Annotated in this window: 14 protein-coding genes; 8 read left to right on the top strand and 6 right to left on the bottom strand. The window is 65.9% G+C overall.

Going from position 1 to position 16,933, the window contains the following annotated elements:
- Nucleotides 1–23: 23 nt before the first annotated feature.
- On the bottom strand, nucleotides 24–308 hold the full coding sequence (locus BMF89_RS09440; protein ID WP_078106829.1) for a hypothetical protein: 285 nt from the start codon (nucleotides 306–308) through the stop codon (nucleotides 24–26).
- Nucleotides 309–560: 252 nt separating this feature from the next.
- Between BMF89_RS09440 and BMF89_RS22160 the strand changes: the two genes are divergently transcribed.
- A complete protein-coding gene (locus BMF89_RS22160) occupies nucleotides 561–1,226 on the top strand; it encodes a hypothetical protein (RefSeq protein WP_078106828.1) in 666 nt (221 codons plus the stop codon).
- 209 nt (nucleotides 1,227–1,435) lie between these two features.
- Here BMF89_RS22160 and BMF89_RS09430 read toward each other — a convergent pair whose 3' ends face one another.
- Nucleotides 1,436–2,908 (bottom strand): amino acid permease, encoded by a 1,473-nt coding sequence (locus BMF89_RS09430; protein WP_078106827.1) that lies wholly within the window; start codon nucleotides 2,906–2,908, stop codon nucleotides 1,436–1,438.
- Between the two features lie 287 nt (nucleotides 2,909–3,195).
- On the opposite strand from BMF89_RS09430, the gene BMF89_RS09425 reads away from it, so the two are divergent.
- The 4 genes from BMF89_RS09425 (at nucleotide 3,196) to BMF89_RS09410 (ending at nucleotide 8,080) form a co-directional block, all read left to right on the top strand.
- On the top strand, nucleotides 3,196–3,999 hold the full coding sequence (locus BMF89_RS09425; RefSeq protein ID WP_078106826.1) for an IclR family transcriptional regulator: 804 nt from the start codon (nucleotides 3,196–3,198) through the stop codon (nucleotides 3,997–3,999).
- 208 nt (nucleotides 4,000–4,207) lie between these two features.
- Nucleotides 4,208–5,950, top strand: a complete 1,743-nt coding sequence (locus BMF89_RS09420) for a urocanate hydratase (RefSeq protein WP_078106825.1) — start codon at nucleotides 4,208–4,210, stop codon at nucleotides 5,948–5,950.
- A gap of 94 nt (nucleotides 5,951–6,044) precedes the next feature.
- Nucleotides 6,045–7,637: a histidine ammonia-lyase gene (gene hutH, locus BMF89_RS09415; protein ID WP_078106824.1), complete on the top strand. Its 1,593-nt coding sequence runs from the start codon at nucleotides 6,045–6,047 to the stop codon at nucleotides 7,635–7,637.
- Between the two features lie 194 nt (nucleotides 7,638–7,831).
- Complete coding sequence (locus BMF89_RS09410; RefSeq protein WP_078106823.1) at nucleotides 7,832–8,080, top strand: hypothetical protein; 249 nt, start codon at nucleotides 7,832–7,834, stop codon at nucleotides 8,078–8,080.
- 105 nt (nucleotides 8,081–8,185) lie between these two features.
- Here the strand turns inward: BMF89_RS09410 and BMF89_RS09405 are convergent, their stop codons facing one another.
- The 3 genes from BMF89_RS09405 to BMF89_RS09395 all read right to left on the bottom strand — a co-directional run bounded on the left by BMF89_RS09405 (nucleotide 8,186) and on the right by BMF89_RS09395 (nucleotide 11,160).
- Nucleotides 8,186–8,407, bottom strand: coding sequence for a hypothetical protein (locus tag BMF89_RS09405; protein WP_059388456.1), 222 nt, complete (start codon nucleotides 8,405–8,407; stop codon nucleotides 8,186–8,188).
- 270 nt (nucleotides 8,408–8,677) lie between these two features.
- Nucleotides 8,678–9,643: a formimidoylglutamase gene (gene hutG / locus BMF89_RS09400; protein ID WP_078106822.1), complete on the bottom strand. Its 966-nt coding sequence runs from the start codon at nucleotides 9,641–9,643 to the stop codon at nucleotides 8,678–8,680.
- A 74-nt stretch (nucleotides 9,644–9,717) separates the two neighbouring features.
- Nucleotides 9,718–11,160 carry an NCS2 family permease gene (locus BMF89_RS09395; protein WP_078106821.1) on the bottom strand — a complete coding sequence of 481 codons (1,443 nt, stop codon included), beginning with the start codon at nucleotides 11,158–11,160 and terminating at the stop codon, nucleotides 9,718–9,720.
- Between the two features lie 115 nt (nucleotides 11,161–11,275).
- Between BMF89_RS09395 and BMF89_RS09390 the strand changes: the two genes are divergently transcribed.
- Nucleotides 11,276–11,938 carry a copper resistance protein CopC gene (locus tag BMF89_RS09390; RefSeq protein WP_078106820.1) on the top strand — a complete coding sequence of 221 codons (663 nt, stop codon included), beginning with the start codon at nucleotides 11,276–11,278 and terminating at the stop codon, nucleotides 11,936–11,938.
- Here BMF89_RS09390 and BMF89_RS09385 read toward each other — a convergent pair.
- Nucleotides 11,935–12,654: an FAD-binding protein gene (locus BMF89_RS09385; protein WP_078106899.1), complete on the bottom strand. Its 720-nt coding sequence runs from the start codon at nucleotides 12,652–12,654 to the stop codon at nucleotides 11,935–11,937. The two genes, BMF89_RS09390 and BMF89_RS09385, sit on opposite strands and share 4 nt — an antisense overlap.
- A 399-nt stretch (nucleotides 12,655–13,053) precedes the next feature.
- Between BMF89_RS09385 and BMF89_RS09380 the strand changes: the two genes are divergently transcribed.
- Together BMF89_RS09380 and BMF89_RS09375 are read left to right on the top strand one after the other, a co-directional pair.
- Nucleotides 13,054–14,106 (top strand): universal stress protein, encoded by a 1,053-nt coding sequence (locus tag BMF89_RS09380; protein ID WP_078106819.1) that lies wholly within the window; start codon nucleotides 13,054–13,056, stop codon nucleotides 14,104–14,106.
- A 39-nt stretch (nucleotides 14,107–14,145) separates the two neighbouring features.
- Entirely contained in the window at nucleotides 14,146–16,932 is a 2,787-nt protein-coding gene (locus BMF89_RS09375; RefSeq protein WP_078106818.1) for a PEP/pyruvate-binding domain-containing protein, read from the top strand.
- Nucleotide 16,933 lies beyond the last annotated feature (1 nt).

The following is a 16,933-nucleotide window of genomic DNA, read 5'->3' as shown; positions in this document are numbered from 1 at the left end:
TGGAATGCCGGCAGCGGACATGTTCACCACGGCTTTCTCAGCTGGCGGTAGTCGTAGTAGACCACGGCGCCGCGTCTTGGTACGACGGTATGCAAGCCAACCGACGAGCCTTTGATGACAGCCACGACGCCTTCTTGGCACCCGTTGAAGGGATCGTCACCGGCCACATAGTCGCCCACCTTGAAAGGGGACGCCGTCGTTTTGGCGTGTTTGGCTGCCTTGGAATATAGCTGGCACAGTCGCGAAGCCAGCTCGCGGCGACGCTGCTTGCGCATCCGAGCGGCGTGCCTTGAATACGGATCGAACATCGGAATCACTCCTTTGCAGTCGCGATCTACCAAAGGTAGGCGCCGACCACACGTGACACATGAGTGACTTTCACCCGTTATGGAACATGGGTCACTCACGTCACTTGGACTACTACTCGGGCAGGTCCCAAGGCAAGCAAGTGGTCACCCGAGTAGTCCGGGCAAAAGACGGGTAGGAGCTACGCATGCCGGGCTGGGCGAACAGTCCCTACGCTCAAGGCAAATGTTCCGTCAGGTCTGGGAGGGGGAACAATGAGGCGAGCTGCAAAGACAGGAATCGTCGTTGCGGGCGTGGTGGCGGTCGGGCTGGCGGGGGCAATCACCCTCAACGCCACACAGAGCTCATCAACCTCGATTGCCGGCGCGGCGCCGTCGGTCACCGTCAGTGCGTCGGCTTCTGCGGCTGGTGCAAGCGCGACGCCGGCCGCGACACCGAGTGCCTCCGCGTCAGCGCCGGCCGCCAACAGTCCAGCCGCCAACACTCCGGCCGGCGCTGCACCTTCAAGTCAGGCCCCGGCACCCGCCCCGGTCCCTGCCCCGGCGGGCAGCGCCAAGCCCGATGCGCCTGTCCCGGCTCCCGCCGTGCCCGCTCCGGCTCCCGCTGTGCCTGCTCCTGTGGCACAGGGGCTCGACGCGGCCGGGATCCAACGTATCAAGGACAGCTGCACTGCGAGGCTGCAAAGCGATGCCGCCCACTCCGCAATCGTGACCGGAACGGTGGTGCCCCGGCCATTCACCGTTGTCTCCATCGCCTTCTCCGGGAACCCCGTCCAGTCAACGGCGGCCTCGGGCCTCGCGTCGTACGACATTCTCATGAAGATCACCACCAAGCTTGTTGATGGTCCGGCCCAGGACAGCGTGCGGGTCTGCCGGGTCTACGACTCGGATTCGCACGTGGATTGGCTTCCGGCCGGCTGACGCCGTGCTGCTCGCACCCACGATGAAGCCCTCGCGGATCAGCCGCCATAAAGACCGCGACGGCGGCGGACCGGCCGCCGTCGAACGCCCGCCGCGGTGATGGATCGCCTGCACGCCGAGGATCTGCGGAACCATGCCAAGGGCATTTCCAAGGACGGTGACGGTCGATGGCTGGGCGGGAGCCGTCGTCGTCGTCCTGGTCAGGGACGCTAGGAGCGCCGGGCGACCACCGGCATCGAGGCTGTTTCGTCGACCAGCTCGGCGCGCAACCGTCCGCCGCCGCGGACCCAGAGCTTGTAGGCCAGCACCAGCAGCCCGAGCCACACGGCGCCGACGTACAGGGCCACGCGGGTGTCCTCGAAGACGCCAAGGATCACGATCACGAGGGCCATGAAGGCGATGGTTGCCACGGACGCCGCAGGCCACCACGGCGAGGCGAATTCCGATGCCGGAAGTCCCTTGCGCTTGATTTCGCGCTTCATGGCAACGTGCGAGGCGAGGATCATGACCCACACCCAGACTGTCGCGAACGTGGCGATGGATGCGATCACGAGGAACACGTCCTCGGGGATGACCGCGTTGAGCACCACGCCCACCAGGAGGATGCCGCCCATGAGGACCACGGTCATCCACGGAACACCGTGCCTTGAGACCTTGCCGAAGCTCTTCGGGGCATGCCCTTGCTGGGAAAGCCCGAAGAGGATGCGTCCGGCGCCGAAGATGTCGCTATTGATGGCCGACAGCGCCGAGGTGATGACTACGGCATTGAGGATGTGGGGCGCTGCGGGGATGCCGAGGCCGCTGAAGATCTGAACGAACGGGCTGCCGTTGTTCCCGATTTCGTTCCACGGGAACAGGCTCATGAGCACACCGAGCGTCAGGACGTAGAACAGCAGTACGCGCACCGGGACGGTGTTGACGGCCTGCGGAATGACCTTCTTGGGGTCGGCGGCTTCACCTGCAGTAATGCCGATCGTTTCGATCCCGCCGAAGGCGAACATGACGACGGCGAACGAGGCCAGGAGACCGCCGAAGCCGTTGGGGAACAGGCCTCCGTGGTCAACGAGGTTACCCAGCCCCGGCGCCACACTGCCGTTGCCGGAGTGGAAGCCGAACACGATGATCGCAGCGCCGCCGGCAATCATGGCGATGATCGCCACCACCTTGATGAGCGAGAACCAAAACTCGAGCTCGCCGAAGACCTTGACGCTCAGGAGGTTCATGGCGCCGAGGAGGAAGATAATCGCCAGGACCCAGATCCACCGGTCCACCTGCGGGAACCAAAAGCCCATGTAGATGCTGAAGGCCGTCACGTCCGCGATCGCCACGATGGCCATCTCGAAGACGTAGGTCCACCCGGTGATGAACCCTGCCAGCGGTCCGAGGTAGCGGCTGGCGTACTGGCCGAACGAGCCGGAGACGGGGTGGCGGACGGCCATTTCGCCGAGGGCCCGCATCACCATGAAGACGGCGGCCCCACCGATCATGTATGCGAAGAGAACCGACGGGCCGGCCTTTTGGATCGCAGACGCGGAACCGTAGAAGAGGCCTGTTCCGATGGCCGAACCGAGCGCCATGAAGCGGATGTGGCGGACGTTGAGGCCGCGGCTGAGAACGGTGGTGACCGCGCCTTCGACGACTTTGGCGGCCGGCGTCCTGACGGCTGTTGGGGCTTGCTGCATGCGAATACCTTCTCGTCATTGGGAGGGGGACTGTTAACCAGCAGACCATTCCGGAGCGGGCTGTGATGGGACTCACGGGACATCGTTGTCTCGGTTCTCAGACGCTGCGCCGCCGATTCGTTGTTTCGGGTGCGAATGTCTGGTATTCCAGACATCTTAATGTTCTGATTGGCTTTCCGATCCGCTCCGCTGGGCGCACGCTTAAGTACGGGATCCCGGACACCCGCCTGGCCGCCTTGGGGGCGGAAGGGGTGGGCCGGGCATTACCGTGCACTCGAAGAGGAGCCATGACCATACAGCCATCCACTCAAGGCCGGGCCGCTTCCAAGGTCCCGGCTGCCGAGAACACCCTGCGCATCCTGAAGTTGCTTGCGTCCCGGCGTGGCCCGATGGCAGCGTCCAACATCGCCACCGCGCTGGGCCTGCCCCGGTCCAGTGTCTACCACCTGCTTGGCGTCATGGAGGCCAACGGATTCGTCCTGCACCTTCATGAGGAGCAGCGCTACGGGCTCGGCATCAGTGCCTTTGAACTCAGTTCGGCGTACTCGCGGCAAGAGCCATTGTCGCGGCTCGGCCGCCCCATGCTCGCAGCCCTCGTGGATGCGATCGGCGAGAGCGCGCACCTGGCCGTCCTGCACGGCCGCGATGTGCTCTACATCGTGGAGGAGCGGGCTAAGAACCGCCCGTCCCTCGTGACCGACGTCGGGGTCCGGCTTCCCAGCCACCTCACGGCCAGCGGGCGCGCGATCCTGGCTGCACTGCCGAAATCGCAGGTCAGGGCCCTTTATCCGAACGCCGCCGCCTTTACCGCCCGGCACGAGATGGAATCGCCCATCATGAAGTACTCGGCCTTGTCATCGCATTTGGACCAGGTCCGGCAGCGCGGCTACGCCACGGAACACGGCGAAGTCACGCCCGGCTTCGGTTCCGTGGCCGCCGCCGTCACCGATCATTTGGGCTGGCCGACGGCGGCAGTCGCGGTGACATTCCTCGAGGACCGGGTGCCGCCCGAGGAATGGCCCGCGTTGGCGGCCCGGATCCAGAAAACGGCGGACGAACTCTCGATCCGCATCCACGGCCGCCCGTCCTAGCCGGCCCCCACCCTTCCTAGCCCGCCCCGCCCAACTGACTCGCAGTTGTTGTCGTTTTGGGCGCTCATAACGACACCAACTGCGAGCCAGTTGAGTCTGGTATTCCGGACAGCACCCTCCCTAAAGCCATTCCAAGACCCTTGCGGAGGGGCTCTACTGGATACAGAAGGACTTCCACCTAGCAACCTCCAGAGACGAAGGAGTCATCATGGCACCCGCCGATTTCACTACCGGAGCCCGTCCTGTCCGGGCCGCCCGCGGCACCGAGCTCACCGCCAAGAGCTGGCAGACAGAAGCGCCGTTGCGCATGTTGATGAACAACCTGGACCCGGAAGTCGCCGAACGACCGGATGACCTGGTGGTGTATGGCGGCACGGGCCGGGCGGTGCGTTCCTGGGCCGCGTTCGACGCGATCACCCGGACCCTTGAGACCATGGAGAAGGACGAGACCCTGCTCGTCCAGTCCGGCAAGCCCGTCGGGGTGTTCCGCACCCACGAATGGGCGCCGAGGGTGTTGCTGGCCAACTCCAACCTCGTGGGCGACTGGGCAACGTGGCCCGAGTTCCGCCGCCTCGAGGCCGAGGGCCTGATGATGTACGGGCAGATGACCGCGGGGTCCTGGATCTACATCGGCACCCAGGGCATCCTGCAGGGCACCTACGAAACCTTCGCCGCCGTCGGGAACAAACTCGCGGCCGCCAGGCATGACACCGGCCGCCACCGGGCCCCGGCCGCGGAAGGCTCCACCGAGGGCCCGCTCGCCGGGACCCTGACCCTGACCGGCGGGTGCGGTGGCATGGGCGGGGCCCAGCCGTTGGCCGTGACCCTGAACGACGGGGCCTGCCTGATCGTGGACGTCGACGAGACCCGGCTGCGCCGCCGCGCCGGCAAACGCTACCTGGACGAGGTCGAAACCGACCTCGACGCCGCGATCGCCAAGGTCCTCAAGGCCAAGGAAGAGCGCCGCGGCTGGTCCGTCGGGTACGTCGGCAACGCCGCCGAAGTGTTCCCCGAACTCCTGACCCGGCACCGGGCCGGGGAGCTGAGCATCGACGTCGTGACCGACCAGACCAGCGCCCACGACCCGCTCTCCTACCTGCCCGAGGGCATCACCGTGGCCGAATGGCACACCGAGGCCGAAGCCGACCCCGAAGGATTCACCAAGAAGGCCCAGGCCTCCATGGCCCGCCATGTCCAGGCCATGGTGGAATTCCAGGACGCCGGCGCCGAGGTCTTCGACTACGGCAACTCGATCCGCGACGAGGCCCGCAAGGGCGGCTACGACCGGGCGTTCGAGTTCCCCGGCTTCGTCCCGGCCTACATCCGTCCGCTGTTCTGCGAGGGCCTGGGCCCGTTCCGCTGGGTCGCGCTCTCCGGTGACCCCGAAGACATCGCCGTGACCGACGCCGCGATCAAGGAACTCTTCCCGGAAAACACCCACCTGCACAAGTGGCTCGACGCCGCCGCCGAGCGCGTCGAATTCGAAGGCCTGCCCGCCCGCATCTGCTGGCTCGGCTACGGCGAACGCGCCAAAGCCGGGCTGCTGTTCAACCAGCTCGTCAAGGAAGGCAAAGTCAAGGCCCCCATCGTGATCGGCCGCGACCACCTGGACTCCGGTTCCGTGGCCTCCCCGTACCGGGAAACCGAGTCCATGGCCGACGGCTCCGACGCGATCGCCGACTGGCCGCTGCTGAACGCCCTGATCAACACCTCCTCCGGCGCCACCTGGGTCTCCATCCACCACGGCGGCGGCGTGGGCATCGGCCGGTCCCTGCACGCAGGCCAGGTCTCCGTCGCCGACGGCACCGACCTCGCCGCCGAGAAACTCGAACGCCTCCTCACCAACGACCCCGGCATGGGCGTCATCCGCCACGCCGACGCCGGCTACGACCGCGCCGTCGAAGTGGCCCACGAACGCGGCGTCCGCATCCCCATGCAGGAAACCAACTAACCAGACCCCACAACCCCAACTAGCTCGCATTAGATGTCGTTATGGCACCCCAAAACGACAACAACTGCGAGCTAGTTGGGAAGAACGAGGAAAAATGACAGTTACAACACACCAGCCGCTGACCGTCACACTCGGTTCCAGCGGAGTCACGCCGGAGGACGTCGTCGCCGTCGCACGGCACGACGCCAAGGTGACCATCTCCCAGGAAGCCCTGGACACGGTTGCCAAGGTCCGCGCCCACATCGACGGCCTCGCGCACAGCGAAGTCCCGGCGTACGGCGTCTCCACGGGCTTTGGCGCCCTGGCCAACCGCCACATCCCCAACGAACTCCGCACCCAGTTGCAGAAGTCGCTCATCCGCAGCCACGCGGCCGGCATGGGCCCGGCAGTCGAGCGCGAAGTGGTCCGCGGCATCATGTTCCTTCGCGCCAAGACCCTGGCCTCGGGCCGCACGGGCGTTCGCCCCGTGGTCCTGCAGACGATGGTGGACGTCCTCAACGCCGGCATCACCCCCGTGGTGCGTGAATTCGGCTCCCTGGGTTGCTCCGGCGACCTCGCGCCGCTGTCCCACTGCGCCCTCGTCCTGATGGGCGAAGGCGAAGCCACCGGGCCCGACGGCGAGCTCTACGGCGCCGCCGGAAAGAAGCCGGTTGCCGAGCTTCTTGCCGCACACGGCATCGAGCCGGTCGTCCTCGCGGAAAAGGAAGGCCTTGCGCTCGTCAACGGCACCGAGGGCATGCTCGGCATGCTGCTCATGGCGATCGCCGACCTGCACCTGCTGCTTACGACGGCGGACATCACCGCCGCTCTCAGCGTCGAGGCGCTGCTCGGCACGGACCAGGTGTTCCTGCCGGAGCTGCACGCTGCCCTACGGCCCCACCCGGGCCAGGCTGCAAGCGCGGACAACATGCTGCGCGTGCTGTCCAACTCGCCGATCGTCGCTTCGCACCGTATCAATGACACCAAGGTCCAGGACGCATACTCGCTCCGCTGCGCACCCCAGGTTGCCGGCGCGGTCCGCGACACGGTGACGCACGCCGAACTCGTCGCTTCCCGCGAGTTGGCTGCGGCCATCGACAATCCCGTGGTGCTCCCGGACGGCCGCGTGTCCTCCAACGGAAACTTCCACGGCGCCCCGGTGGCGTACGTCCTGGACTTCCTGGCGATCGCCGTGGCGGACCTGTCCTCCATCGCCGAGCGCCGCACGGACCGCATGCTGGACCCGGCCCGCTCGCACGGTCTCCCGGCCTTCCTCGCCGACGACCCCGGGGTGGACTCGGGCCTCATGATCGCCCAGTACACGCAGGCAGGACTCGTCTCGGACAACAAGCGACTGGCCGTCCCGGCGTCGGTGGACTCCATCCCGAGCTCCGCCATGCAGGAAGACCACGTCTCCATGGGCTGGCACGCTGCCCGCAAGCTCCGCAAGGCGATTGAGAACCTGCGCCGCGTCCTGGCTGTGGAACTCGTGACGAGCACCCGTGCCCTCGACATCCGCACCAAACTGTCCGGTGGCGAACTCACCCCGGGCCCGGCCGGCACCGCCGTGATCGAGGTGCTGCGCGGCGTCGTCGACGGTCCTGGTACCGACCGGTTCCTCTCACCTGAGCTGGAAGCCGCGGACCGTCTTGTAGGCGCCGGCGAGGTGCGGGCGGCCGCCGAATCCGCCGTCGGAATTCTCGCCTGACGCCGAACAAAATACTGTTCGCGTGAACAATAGGAAGCGCCCCGGAAATGTTCGGCAATACGTCCACCGGGGCGCTTTCTGTGTAGTAGAACTTATGGGGTACGGCATTGTCCACGCCGACGATGTCGTGGGCTTGCCGGGGAATATCCGTTCACAACTGAAGTAGCGAACATCCACAAAGGGGTAGAAGTTCAATGAAGGCACGCGGGACAGTCCTGTCCAGGCGAATCGCACAGTCCGCCGTCGTTTCCAACTGGGGAACGTTGAAGGTGGGGGAGCGGATCGAAGTCGTAAGGCACGCACATGTGGTCGCGGCGGGGGAGGTGCAGGAAGTCTCGGACAGCGGCAATGTTGTGTGGCTTGAACCCGCGGGACCTGGCGCCGACGAAGCCGCCAAGCAGCTTTTCATGAAGTCCGACGGCGTGGAGTTGCGCCGGGCGTAGTGACTCTATAGTTCAAAAACCGGGGCTTGTTTCCCATTCCGCGCCTTCTTGGCGTGGTCTGGGAAACAAGCCCCGGTTTTGTTGTACCTATTTCTAGGATCGATCTTAGGCGGCGAGGACCTCGCGGGTCTGGCCGAACGGGACCGACTCGTCCAAGGCAACCGTGTAGCTTCCGGGCTCCCGGCGGGTCACCAGGATCCCGCAGCGGCCGTCTTCGGCAGCGGCTTCGATGAGCGTGCTGACGGCTTCGTCAAGTCCGGCATGGACCTCGTCGACGGACGCAAAGGACAAATGGATCTCGTTGTTTTCAATCGTGGCAGTGCTCATTGGGGGCCTCCTTCTGCAGGATGCCGCGTTGGGGGAGCGGCAATTCCTGCATAAAAGATAGCAAAGAGTCATGGGATGTCTGTCATTCTGCGAGCTGGATCACCGGCGGGCCAAGGGCCGGGCGGCAGGGTGAGGAGGCCGAGCCTCACCCAACTAACTCGCACTTAATGTCGTTTTCAGCCCTCAAAACGACAACAAATGCGAGCTAGTTGGGCAGGACGGGCAGGCGCGGCAGGCGCGGCACGGGTGGGCGCGGCACCTCAGGAGGCCCTACGCCAGCAGCGTGTTCACCAAGCGCGCGGCCACCTTGGCGGTCCGCGAGTCGATGTCGAACTCCGGGTTGAGCTCGGCAACGTCCAGGTGCAGGAGTTTCCCACTCGCGGCAAGCTGTTTGCACACAGCGCTGATGACTGGCAGCGGCACCCCATACGCTGCGGGTGCGCTCACCCCGGGAGCCACCGACGCCGGAAGCACGTCCAGGTCGATCGTCAGGTACAGCACGTCCACGGTGTCCAGGAACCGCGCCACGAAATCCCGAACGGCCTCCGCGGAGCAGTCCTCGTCCAGCAGGTACTTCACGCCTAGGCGGTCTGCCGTGTCGAAGAGGGTGCGCGTGTTGTTTGGCTCGGAGATTCCGACGACGGCGTAATTCAGTTCGCGGCCCTCGGAGGCTTCCGCCCGGGCCATCTGCAGGAACGGCGTTCCCGAGCTCGGCACCGGCTCGTCCCGCAGGTCGAAGTGCGCGTCCAGGTTCAGGACTCCGAGGCGCTTGCCGCCCCGCACAGCCTCCGAGCCTGCCACGCCCAAATAGCTGGCGAAAGCAGTTTCGTGCCCGCCGCCGAGCAGCACCGTGAGCTTGCCGCCGTCGAGCAGTTCCGAAATCACGCGGCCCGCGCGCTCCTGGCCGGCCTCCAGCGAGCCGTCCTCCACGACGACATTGCCGGCGTCGAACACGTCCCGCTCGAGGTGGAAAGCCAGCGGACCCAAGGCTTGGCGGATGGCCTCCGGGGCGGCCGCCGCGCCGATACGGCCCTTGTTGCGCCGCACGCCTTCGTCACTGCGGAAGCCCACGACGACGGCGGGCCGGGCGCCTGCTTCCGTCGCGCCGGGGGCGGCCGCATCGGGAGTGTGGGGCGCCACGGCCTGCCACCAGCGGCGGTGCCCCTCGCCGTCGCCGTCGAAGCGGCCGGTCCACGGCGTCGGGCGGACATCGGCAACAGCGTGGGAAATCTCCATGGTTAAAGCTCAGCGCATGACGGCGCCGAAAAGTACCGCTTCCAGGCGGAGGGTGTCCGGTATTCCGGAAAGGCTTATTTGACTCCCAGGAGTTCCTCGACGGGACCGATCCCGAAGAACACCAGGAACGCCGCGGCCACGGCCCACATGAGCGGATGGACTTCGCGGGCGCGGCCTTGGAACGTGCGGATCAGGGCGAAGGAGATGAACCCGGCGCCTAGGCCGTTGGCGATCGAGTAGGTGAACGGCATGAGGGCCATGGTCAGGAACGCGGGAATGCCGACGCCCCAGTCCTGCCAGTGGATCTTGCCCACCTGGGACACCATCATGAAGCCCACCACCACCAGGGCGGGGGCGACGGCCTCGAACGGGACCAGGTTGATGAGCGGGGTGAAGAACATGGCCACGAGGAACAGCAGGCCGGTCACGATCGAGGCCAGGCCGGTGCGGGCACCTTCGCCGATGCCGGCGCCGGATTCCACGAAGATCTGGTTGGAGGACACGGAGGAGCCGCCGCCGATGATCGCGCCGAGGGCGTCCACCTGCAGGACACGGTCCACATTGGGGATGTTTCCGTGCTTGTCGATGTTGCCTGCTTCCCTGGCGAGGCCCACCATGGTGCCCATGGCGTCGAAGAAGATGCTGAGCAGGATCACGAACGCGAGCAGCGTGGCGGCAATGATGCCAAGGTGCTGGAACGCGCCGAAGGGGTTCGCCTTGCCAATGAGGGACAGGTCCGGAGCGGCCCACTCGGTGAACTTGGGCGCCACCAGGGACCAGCCGCGGGGATTGTAGGTCTTGCCGTCGAAGCTCGGTCCGATGTGCAGCGTGAACTCCAGGATGGCCGCGAGGGCCGTGGAGACGATGATGCCGATCAGGATGGCGCCACGCACTTTGCGGACCACCAAGGCGATGGTCAGGACGAGACCGACGACGAACACCAGGGTGGGCCAGCCAAGCAGCTTCCCGTCGACGCCCAGGCCCAGTGGGACCGTGGTGCCCGCGGCGTCCGGGATGCGGCGTACAAAGCCGGCATTGACCAGGCCGATCAAGGCGATGAAGAGGCCGATGCCCACCACGATCGCGGTCTTCAGGGCCTCAGGTACGGCTTTGAAGACCGCGGTCCGGAAACCGGTGAGCACCAGGATCAGCATGGTGAGGCCCGAAAGCATCACGAGGCCCATCATGTCGGGCCATGTCAGGCCCGGGTGTGAGGCAATCGTTACCGCCACGAAGGCGTTGACGCCCAGCCCGGTGGCAATGGCGAAGGGGTGCTTGGCCCAGGCTCCCATGAGGATCGTCAGGATGCCCGCGACGAAGGCCGTGGTGGCGGCGACGGCGGCGAAGCCAAGGGAATTGCCGCTCGAGTCCGTCCCGGAGAGAATCAAAGGATTGAGCACCACGATGTAGCTCATGGCAAAGAAGGTCGCGAAGCCGCCTCGGATTTCTCGCGAATAGTTGGATCCGCGTTCCGAAATCTTGAAGTAGCGGTCGATGGCTGAGCCCTGTTTGAGCATGGGGGTCTCCGGGGATCGGGGAAGTGTGCTCTCAAATCCTATGCCCGAGGCTTAGGTCCTCCCGTGAATTCGCCTAGTCTGTAAGGAATCCAACATCAAAGGGAGTCATTCGCTCATGCGCCCTATCCGCCAGCTGCTGGCCGTCGTCGTCGCTTTCACAGCGGTCCTTTTCTCTGCCGCCCTGTTCTCGGCAGCACCCGCCTTCGCGCACGACACGGCGGAGTCAACGTCACCGGCCAACGGCTCAACGGTCGCCAACGTTCCGGACTCCGTGTCCGTCACGTTCAACAACCGGCCGCTCCTGCTCGGCTCACAAATCCAGGTGAACGACTCCTCAGGCCGGAACTGGGCAGATGGTTCCGTCGAGATTGTGGACACCGTGGTGTCGCAGAAGCTGCGGGCGGGCGCGCCCGCCGGAGCCTTCACCGTCGTCTGGCGGGTTGTCAGCTCGGATTCGCACCCCATCGAAGGCACCTTCACCTTCACTGCAAAGGCAGGAAGCACGACGGCGGGCGGCGGTGCTGCGAGCACGGCACCTTCGGCGGAGGTACCCACCGCCGGCACTGCCGCGCCGGGTTCCACGACGACGCCGGAGAAGGTGCCCGATGCCTCCCAGCCGTTCCCGTGGAGCATCGTGGTCTTCGCGGTGGTGGCCGCGGGCCTGCTGGTGTTCCTGGGCATTACCGCACGGCGCAGGCTGGCAGGTGGAGATTCCGGTGAATCCGATGATGAAGAGGACTCTGAGGACGAGCCCGGCAGCCTGGAGAAGAAGCCCTAGGCCAGCGCAGGAATTGCTGCAAAGGTGCCGGTGAGGGCCCCGTGGACGCTGTCCGGGTGGACCTTGGCGGAAATTGCCTGTCCCACCACCTTGGCTTGGCGCAGGACTTCCTTTGGCGTGGGTGTGGCAAGTTCGCCGACTCCAACCAGGTACATTCCCATTGCGCGCATGGCCGCGACGAGGTTCTGGCCGATCGCGATGCCAAGCTCGGCGAGCATCCGCCGCAACTGGCTCTGTCCACAGCGGGTGACAACGACGTGGTCGGCCAAAAGCACACCGTTGGCGGTGTGCACGGCCCATTGATAGGAGACAACGCCCGGGGCTGCCAAGGCCTCCGTTGCCGGATCCTGTCCGGTCGGGTTGGAAAGCCCGGAGTCGGAAACCACGGCTCCGGAAATCACGGTCCCCGCGGCGGCTTCGTCCAGGCGATCGAGGCGGACAGCCCGCGTGCTGCTCCGGACGTCGAGGCCGTGGCTGGCTGCGTAGTTGCGCAGGTGCCTCAGGATTTCGCTGCGCTCTTGGAGGCACGCGGCGTCGGCGGCGTCGCAGCGCTGCAGGATGCCGGTGTTGAGGGACTGCAGGGGGCCGGGGACATACATTCCGTCCACCACGATGGCATCCACTCCGTAGCGGCTGAGTTCGCTGGCCACGGCCAGTCCGGGCATGCCGGCACCGATGACCACGGCGGTGGTGCGTTCCGTACTCGCAGCAGGCATGGTTGACACAGCTTGGCTCCTCTTTGAAGGTGCGTTGCCGAAGGCAACACCGGGGGTCGGCGTCCGGGTCCCCAAGCGGTCGCGAATGATGGCCGTTGATGTGTTGAAAAACACCATCCCCGGTCACCAGTGCCTCGAACATTACAGAAGAAATCGCGTGCTGGATAGCCCCGGCATCGGCATGTCTGCCGCTGCGTTTTTCCCGCCACGATTCGGTGGATTTCCACGCCCCGGGCGGGTTTCCACATACGCTTCTTCCCGCTTGATTCGGCCCTTGCAAACGAGAATAGTGAGCATTGGAGGCCGCAACTCACGGCAGGTGTGCGAGAAACACGTTGTGGGCGCGGGCTCTGGCAGAATAGCCGCAACATCAGCCAGCAGTGCGAGGAGGCAGGCCCCATGGACCAGCACGGCAAACACTCTGAGAGCCATCGAGCAGAGCCCGAAGGCAACGGAGAGGAACCGTCCATTGCCCCGGGCGGAATTGTGGTGGGCGTTGACGGCAGTGAACACGGCCAGTGCGCCCTCCTTTGGGCAGCGCGCGAGGCCGAACGCAGGCAGCTTCCCCTGCATGTAGTCACGGCTTACTCTGTGCCCATCTTCGCGGCTTCCGGCCTGGACGGCGGCTATGCGACAGTGGATGACTCCGTTATCCGGGACGGCGCCGAGGCCATCGTCAAACAGGCCCTTGAGAAGGTCTCCGGGTACGCCATCGACGTCGATGGCTCGGTGGAGAACGGAGATGCCTCCGGCGTGCTGCTCGATCTGTCCGAAACGGCCGAGCTCCTGGTCTTCGGCACCAGGGGACGGGGCGGGTTCGTGGGCAGGCTCCTGGGCTCCGTGAGCAGTGCCCTGCCGGCGCACTCCAAGTGCCCCACCGTGACCGTCCCGCTCTTCTGCGCAGACCGGTTCGGTGAAACCACAGAGGACAAGCACATCAAGGCCGAGCGCGCGAAGGCCGGGCCCCACGTAATTGAGAATGTGGTGGCCGTCGGCGTGGACGGCTCGGAACAGGCCCGCGTTGCCGTCTTGGAAGCTGCGGAGCAGGCCCAGCGCATGGGAGCGAAGCTGCGCGTCATCTGCGCCGTTCCCGAGTACAGCGGCTCGTTGGCGTGGGTTCCGGCACCCCTGGACAGGGAAGCGCTCTTCAAGGACATCAGGGTTCAGCTGGACGCGGGCTTGGCGTGGCTCAAGAGCCACTTCCCCAAGCTTCCGGCGGAAACACAACTGCTGGACGGTGCACCCGTGGAAGTCCTCGTGGAGGTGAGCCGCGGCGTCGAACTCGTGGTGCTGGGGACGCGCGGGCGGGGAGGCTTCGCAGGGATGCTCCTCGGATCGACGTCGGATGGAGTGCTCCACCATGCCAAAGGGCCCGTGCTGGTTGTTCCCGACCGCGAGGATCCCAGGCTGGCCGACCGAGTCAACTTCGGTCCCATGCTCGGCGCCGCATGAGCGGCACGGCCAAGGACCGGTGAACGCAGGCGGACGGCAATGGCGGAGCACGCACAGCCCGGGGAAGGCCCGCGCCTGATCGTCGAGTTGCGCCGGATCCGGGCAACCATGCTTCCGGAAGTCGGGGGCAAGGCGGCCAATCTGGGCGAAATGATCTGGGCGGGACTTCCGGTCCCGCCCGGTTTTTGCCTGACCACCGAGGCTTACCGGCGCGCGCTTCAGCCCGATGGAAGTCCCGAGGCAGGCCTCAAGGACGTTCTTAGTGGCCTTGAGGCCGTGGACCCCGGCGACCTTGAGGGGCTCGCTTCCCTCGCGGCCCGCGCCAGGGAAGCAGTGCTCGACGCCGGCATCCCGGCAGAGGTCGAAGGAGCCGTCCGCTCGGCCTACTCCGCGCTGGGCCAGGAAGTCCCCGTCGCAGTCAGGTCCTCTGCCACCGCCGAGGACCTGCCCTTTGCGAGTTTCGCCGGACAGCAGGACACCTACTTGAACGTCGTGGGGATCGACGCCGTGCTGCAGGCCGTCGGGAAGTGCTGGGCTTCCCTGTGGACTGACCGGGCGGTCAGCTACCGTGCAGGCAACGGGATCGACCACGCGACGGTGGCGCTCGCCGTCGTCGTCCAACGGATGGTGGACGCTGAGTCTGCCGGAGTGTTGTTCACCGCCAATCCGGTGACCGGGCGGCGCCGCGAGGCGGTGATCGACGCCAACCCCGGGCTCGGCGAGGCGGTTGTCTCGGGTTCCGTGAATCCGGACCACTTTGTGGTGGATTCGCTCACCGGCAGGATCACGGAACGAATGATCGGTGACCGGAGGCTGGTGATTCGCGCCGATCCTGGCGGCGGAACCGAAAGGCTCTATTTGTCCGGAACCTCCGACGCGGCTGCCGTGCAGGATCAAACCGCCGGGGACGCCTGCCTTGCCGACTCCCAGATCAGGGCGCTCGCTGTCCTCGGCCAGCGCGTCGAGGAGCATTACGGAGCACCGCAGGACACTGAATGGGCCATCGATGGCGAGGGCAAACTGTGGCTCACCCAAGCCCGGCCTATCACCACGCTCTACCCGCAAATGACCCGGCAACCCGCAATCCCCGGTCCCCACGCGTACCTTTGCTTCAGCCTCGCCCAAGGCCTCACCCGTCCCCTGACTCCCATGGGGCTTGCCAGCATCAGGCTCATGGGATCATCGGTAGCCGTCGCCGCGGGATTCCGCGTTCCCGAACCACGGGATGGCCCTTCGCCTTATTACGAGGCGGGGCAGCGGATCTATTTCGACTTCACTTCGGTGCTCCGGAGCAAGGCCGGGCGGGCCGTCGTGCCCAGGATTTTCGACGTCATGGAATCACGGTCGGCCGCAATCATGCGCGAGCTGTTCGATGACCCGCGATTCGCGCTCACCAGCAAGACGCCTTTCAAATTGCTCAGGCACATTGGCCCGATCGTGCTCCGTTTCCACCTTCCGGAGACACTGCTGCGCGCGCTCTTTCGGCCGGACGCTGCCCTCGACAAGGCGGAACGGCTGGGGGAGGACCTGTATGCAACGCATGAAGTCCCCGCCGATGCCACCCCCCGTGACAAGCTGGACCGCGCCGAGCGGATACTGCGCGAAGAATTGTTCCCGATACTGCCCAATATTCTGCCGCCGGTGGCGCTCGGCTTCGCGATGATCGGGCTGGTCCGGAAGCTACTTGGCGAACAAGCCTCCTGGGGTGAGCTCCAAACCATCATCCGCGGCCTGCCCAACAACGTCACCACGGAAATGGACCTTGCGCTATGGCGGCTTGCGGCCAGCATTCGTGACGATCCCGCTTCCTCGGCGGCATTCACCGGCGGGGATCCAGCTGCGCTCGCGGAGGGGTATCGGAACGGCGGGCTGCCGATCGTCGCGCAATCGGGGCTGGCCTCCTTCCTGCGTGACTACGGGCACCGGGCCGTCGCCGAAATTGACCTGGGCATGCCCCGTTGGTCCGACGACCCGACCCACATCATCGGAGTCCTGGTCAATTACCTTCGCCTCGACGATCCCCGCCTGGCGCCGGACAAACAGTTCGAAAAAGCAGCGCGCGACGCCGTGGAGCAAGTCGCGGTGCTGGTGGCACGTGCGCGGTCCAAGAGTCCGCTTCACGCCAGGATCGTGAAAATGGCACTTGAACGGACACGCATGTTTGCGGGACTCCGCGAGATGCCCAAGTATCACCTCGTACGTGGCTTCGCCGCAGTGCGTGCCCAGGTTTCGGAGGTAGGGGAGGCCTTGGCGGACGCGGGAATCATCGATGACGCCGGTGACGTCTTTTTCCTGGATTTCAACGATGCCCGCAATGGCTTGGACGGCAAGGATCTCCACGAAGTAGTGGCCCAGCGGCGCGAGGCGTACGAGCTTGAACTCAAGCGCCGCCACGTGCCTCGCGTCCTGCTCTCCGACGGCACCGAACCGGAAGCGCTGCCCGCCGGTTTCCTTCGCCACGAGACGGGGGCTGCAGCTGCGGGCAGCACAGAGAAGGGGAGCGCACTGCCCGACGGCCTGCTGCACGGAACCCCTGCTTCGGCGGGAACGGTGACGGCAGTGGCCAGGGTGATCATGGATCCGGTGGGCGCGCACCTCGAACCCGGCGAAATCCTGGTGGCACCCTCCACGGATCCCGGCTGGACGCCCCTCTTCCTGACCGCCGGGGGACTTGTGATGGAGATGGGCGGCCCCAACTCCCACGGAGCTGTTGTCGCCCGTGAGTACGGGATTCCCGCCGTCGTCGGCGTCCCGGATGCGACCTCCCGGGTCAGTACGGGACAAACGATCACGGTGGACGGCGCCACAGGGACGGTGGCTATCTAGC

Source organism: Arthrobacter sp. SRS-W-1-2016 (genome assembly GCF_002009585.1).
In the GTDB taxonomy this organism is placed as follows: domain Bacteria; phylum Actinomycetota; class Actinomycetes; order Actinomycetales; family Micrococcaceae; genus Arthrobacter; species Arthrobacter bambusae_A.
The sequence above is the reverse complement of the archived record's forward strand: the minus strand, read 5'-3'. Positions and strand labels throughout refer to the sequence as shown.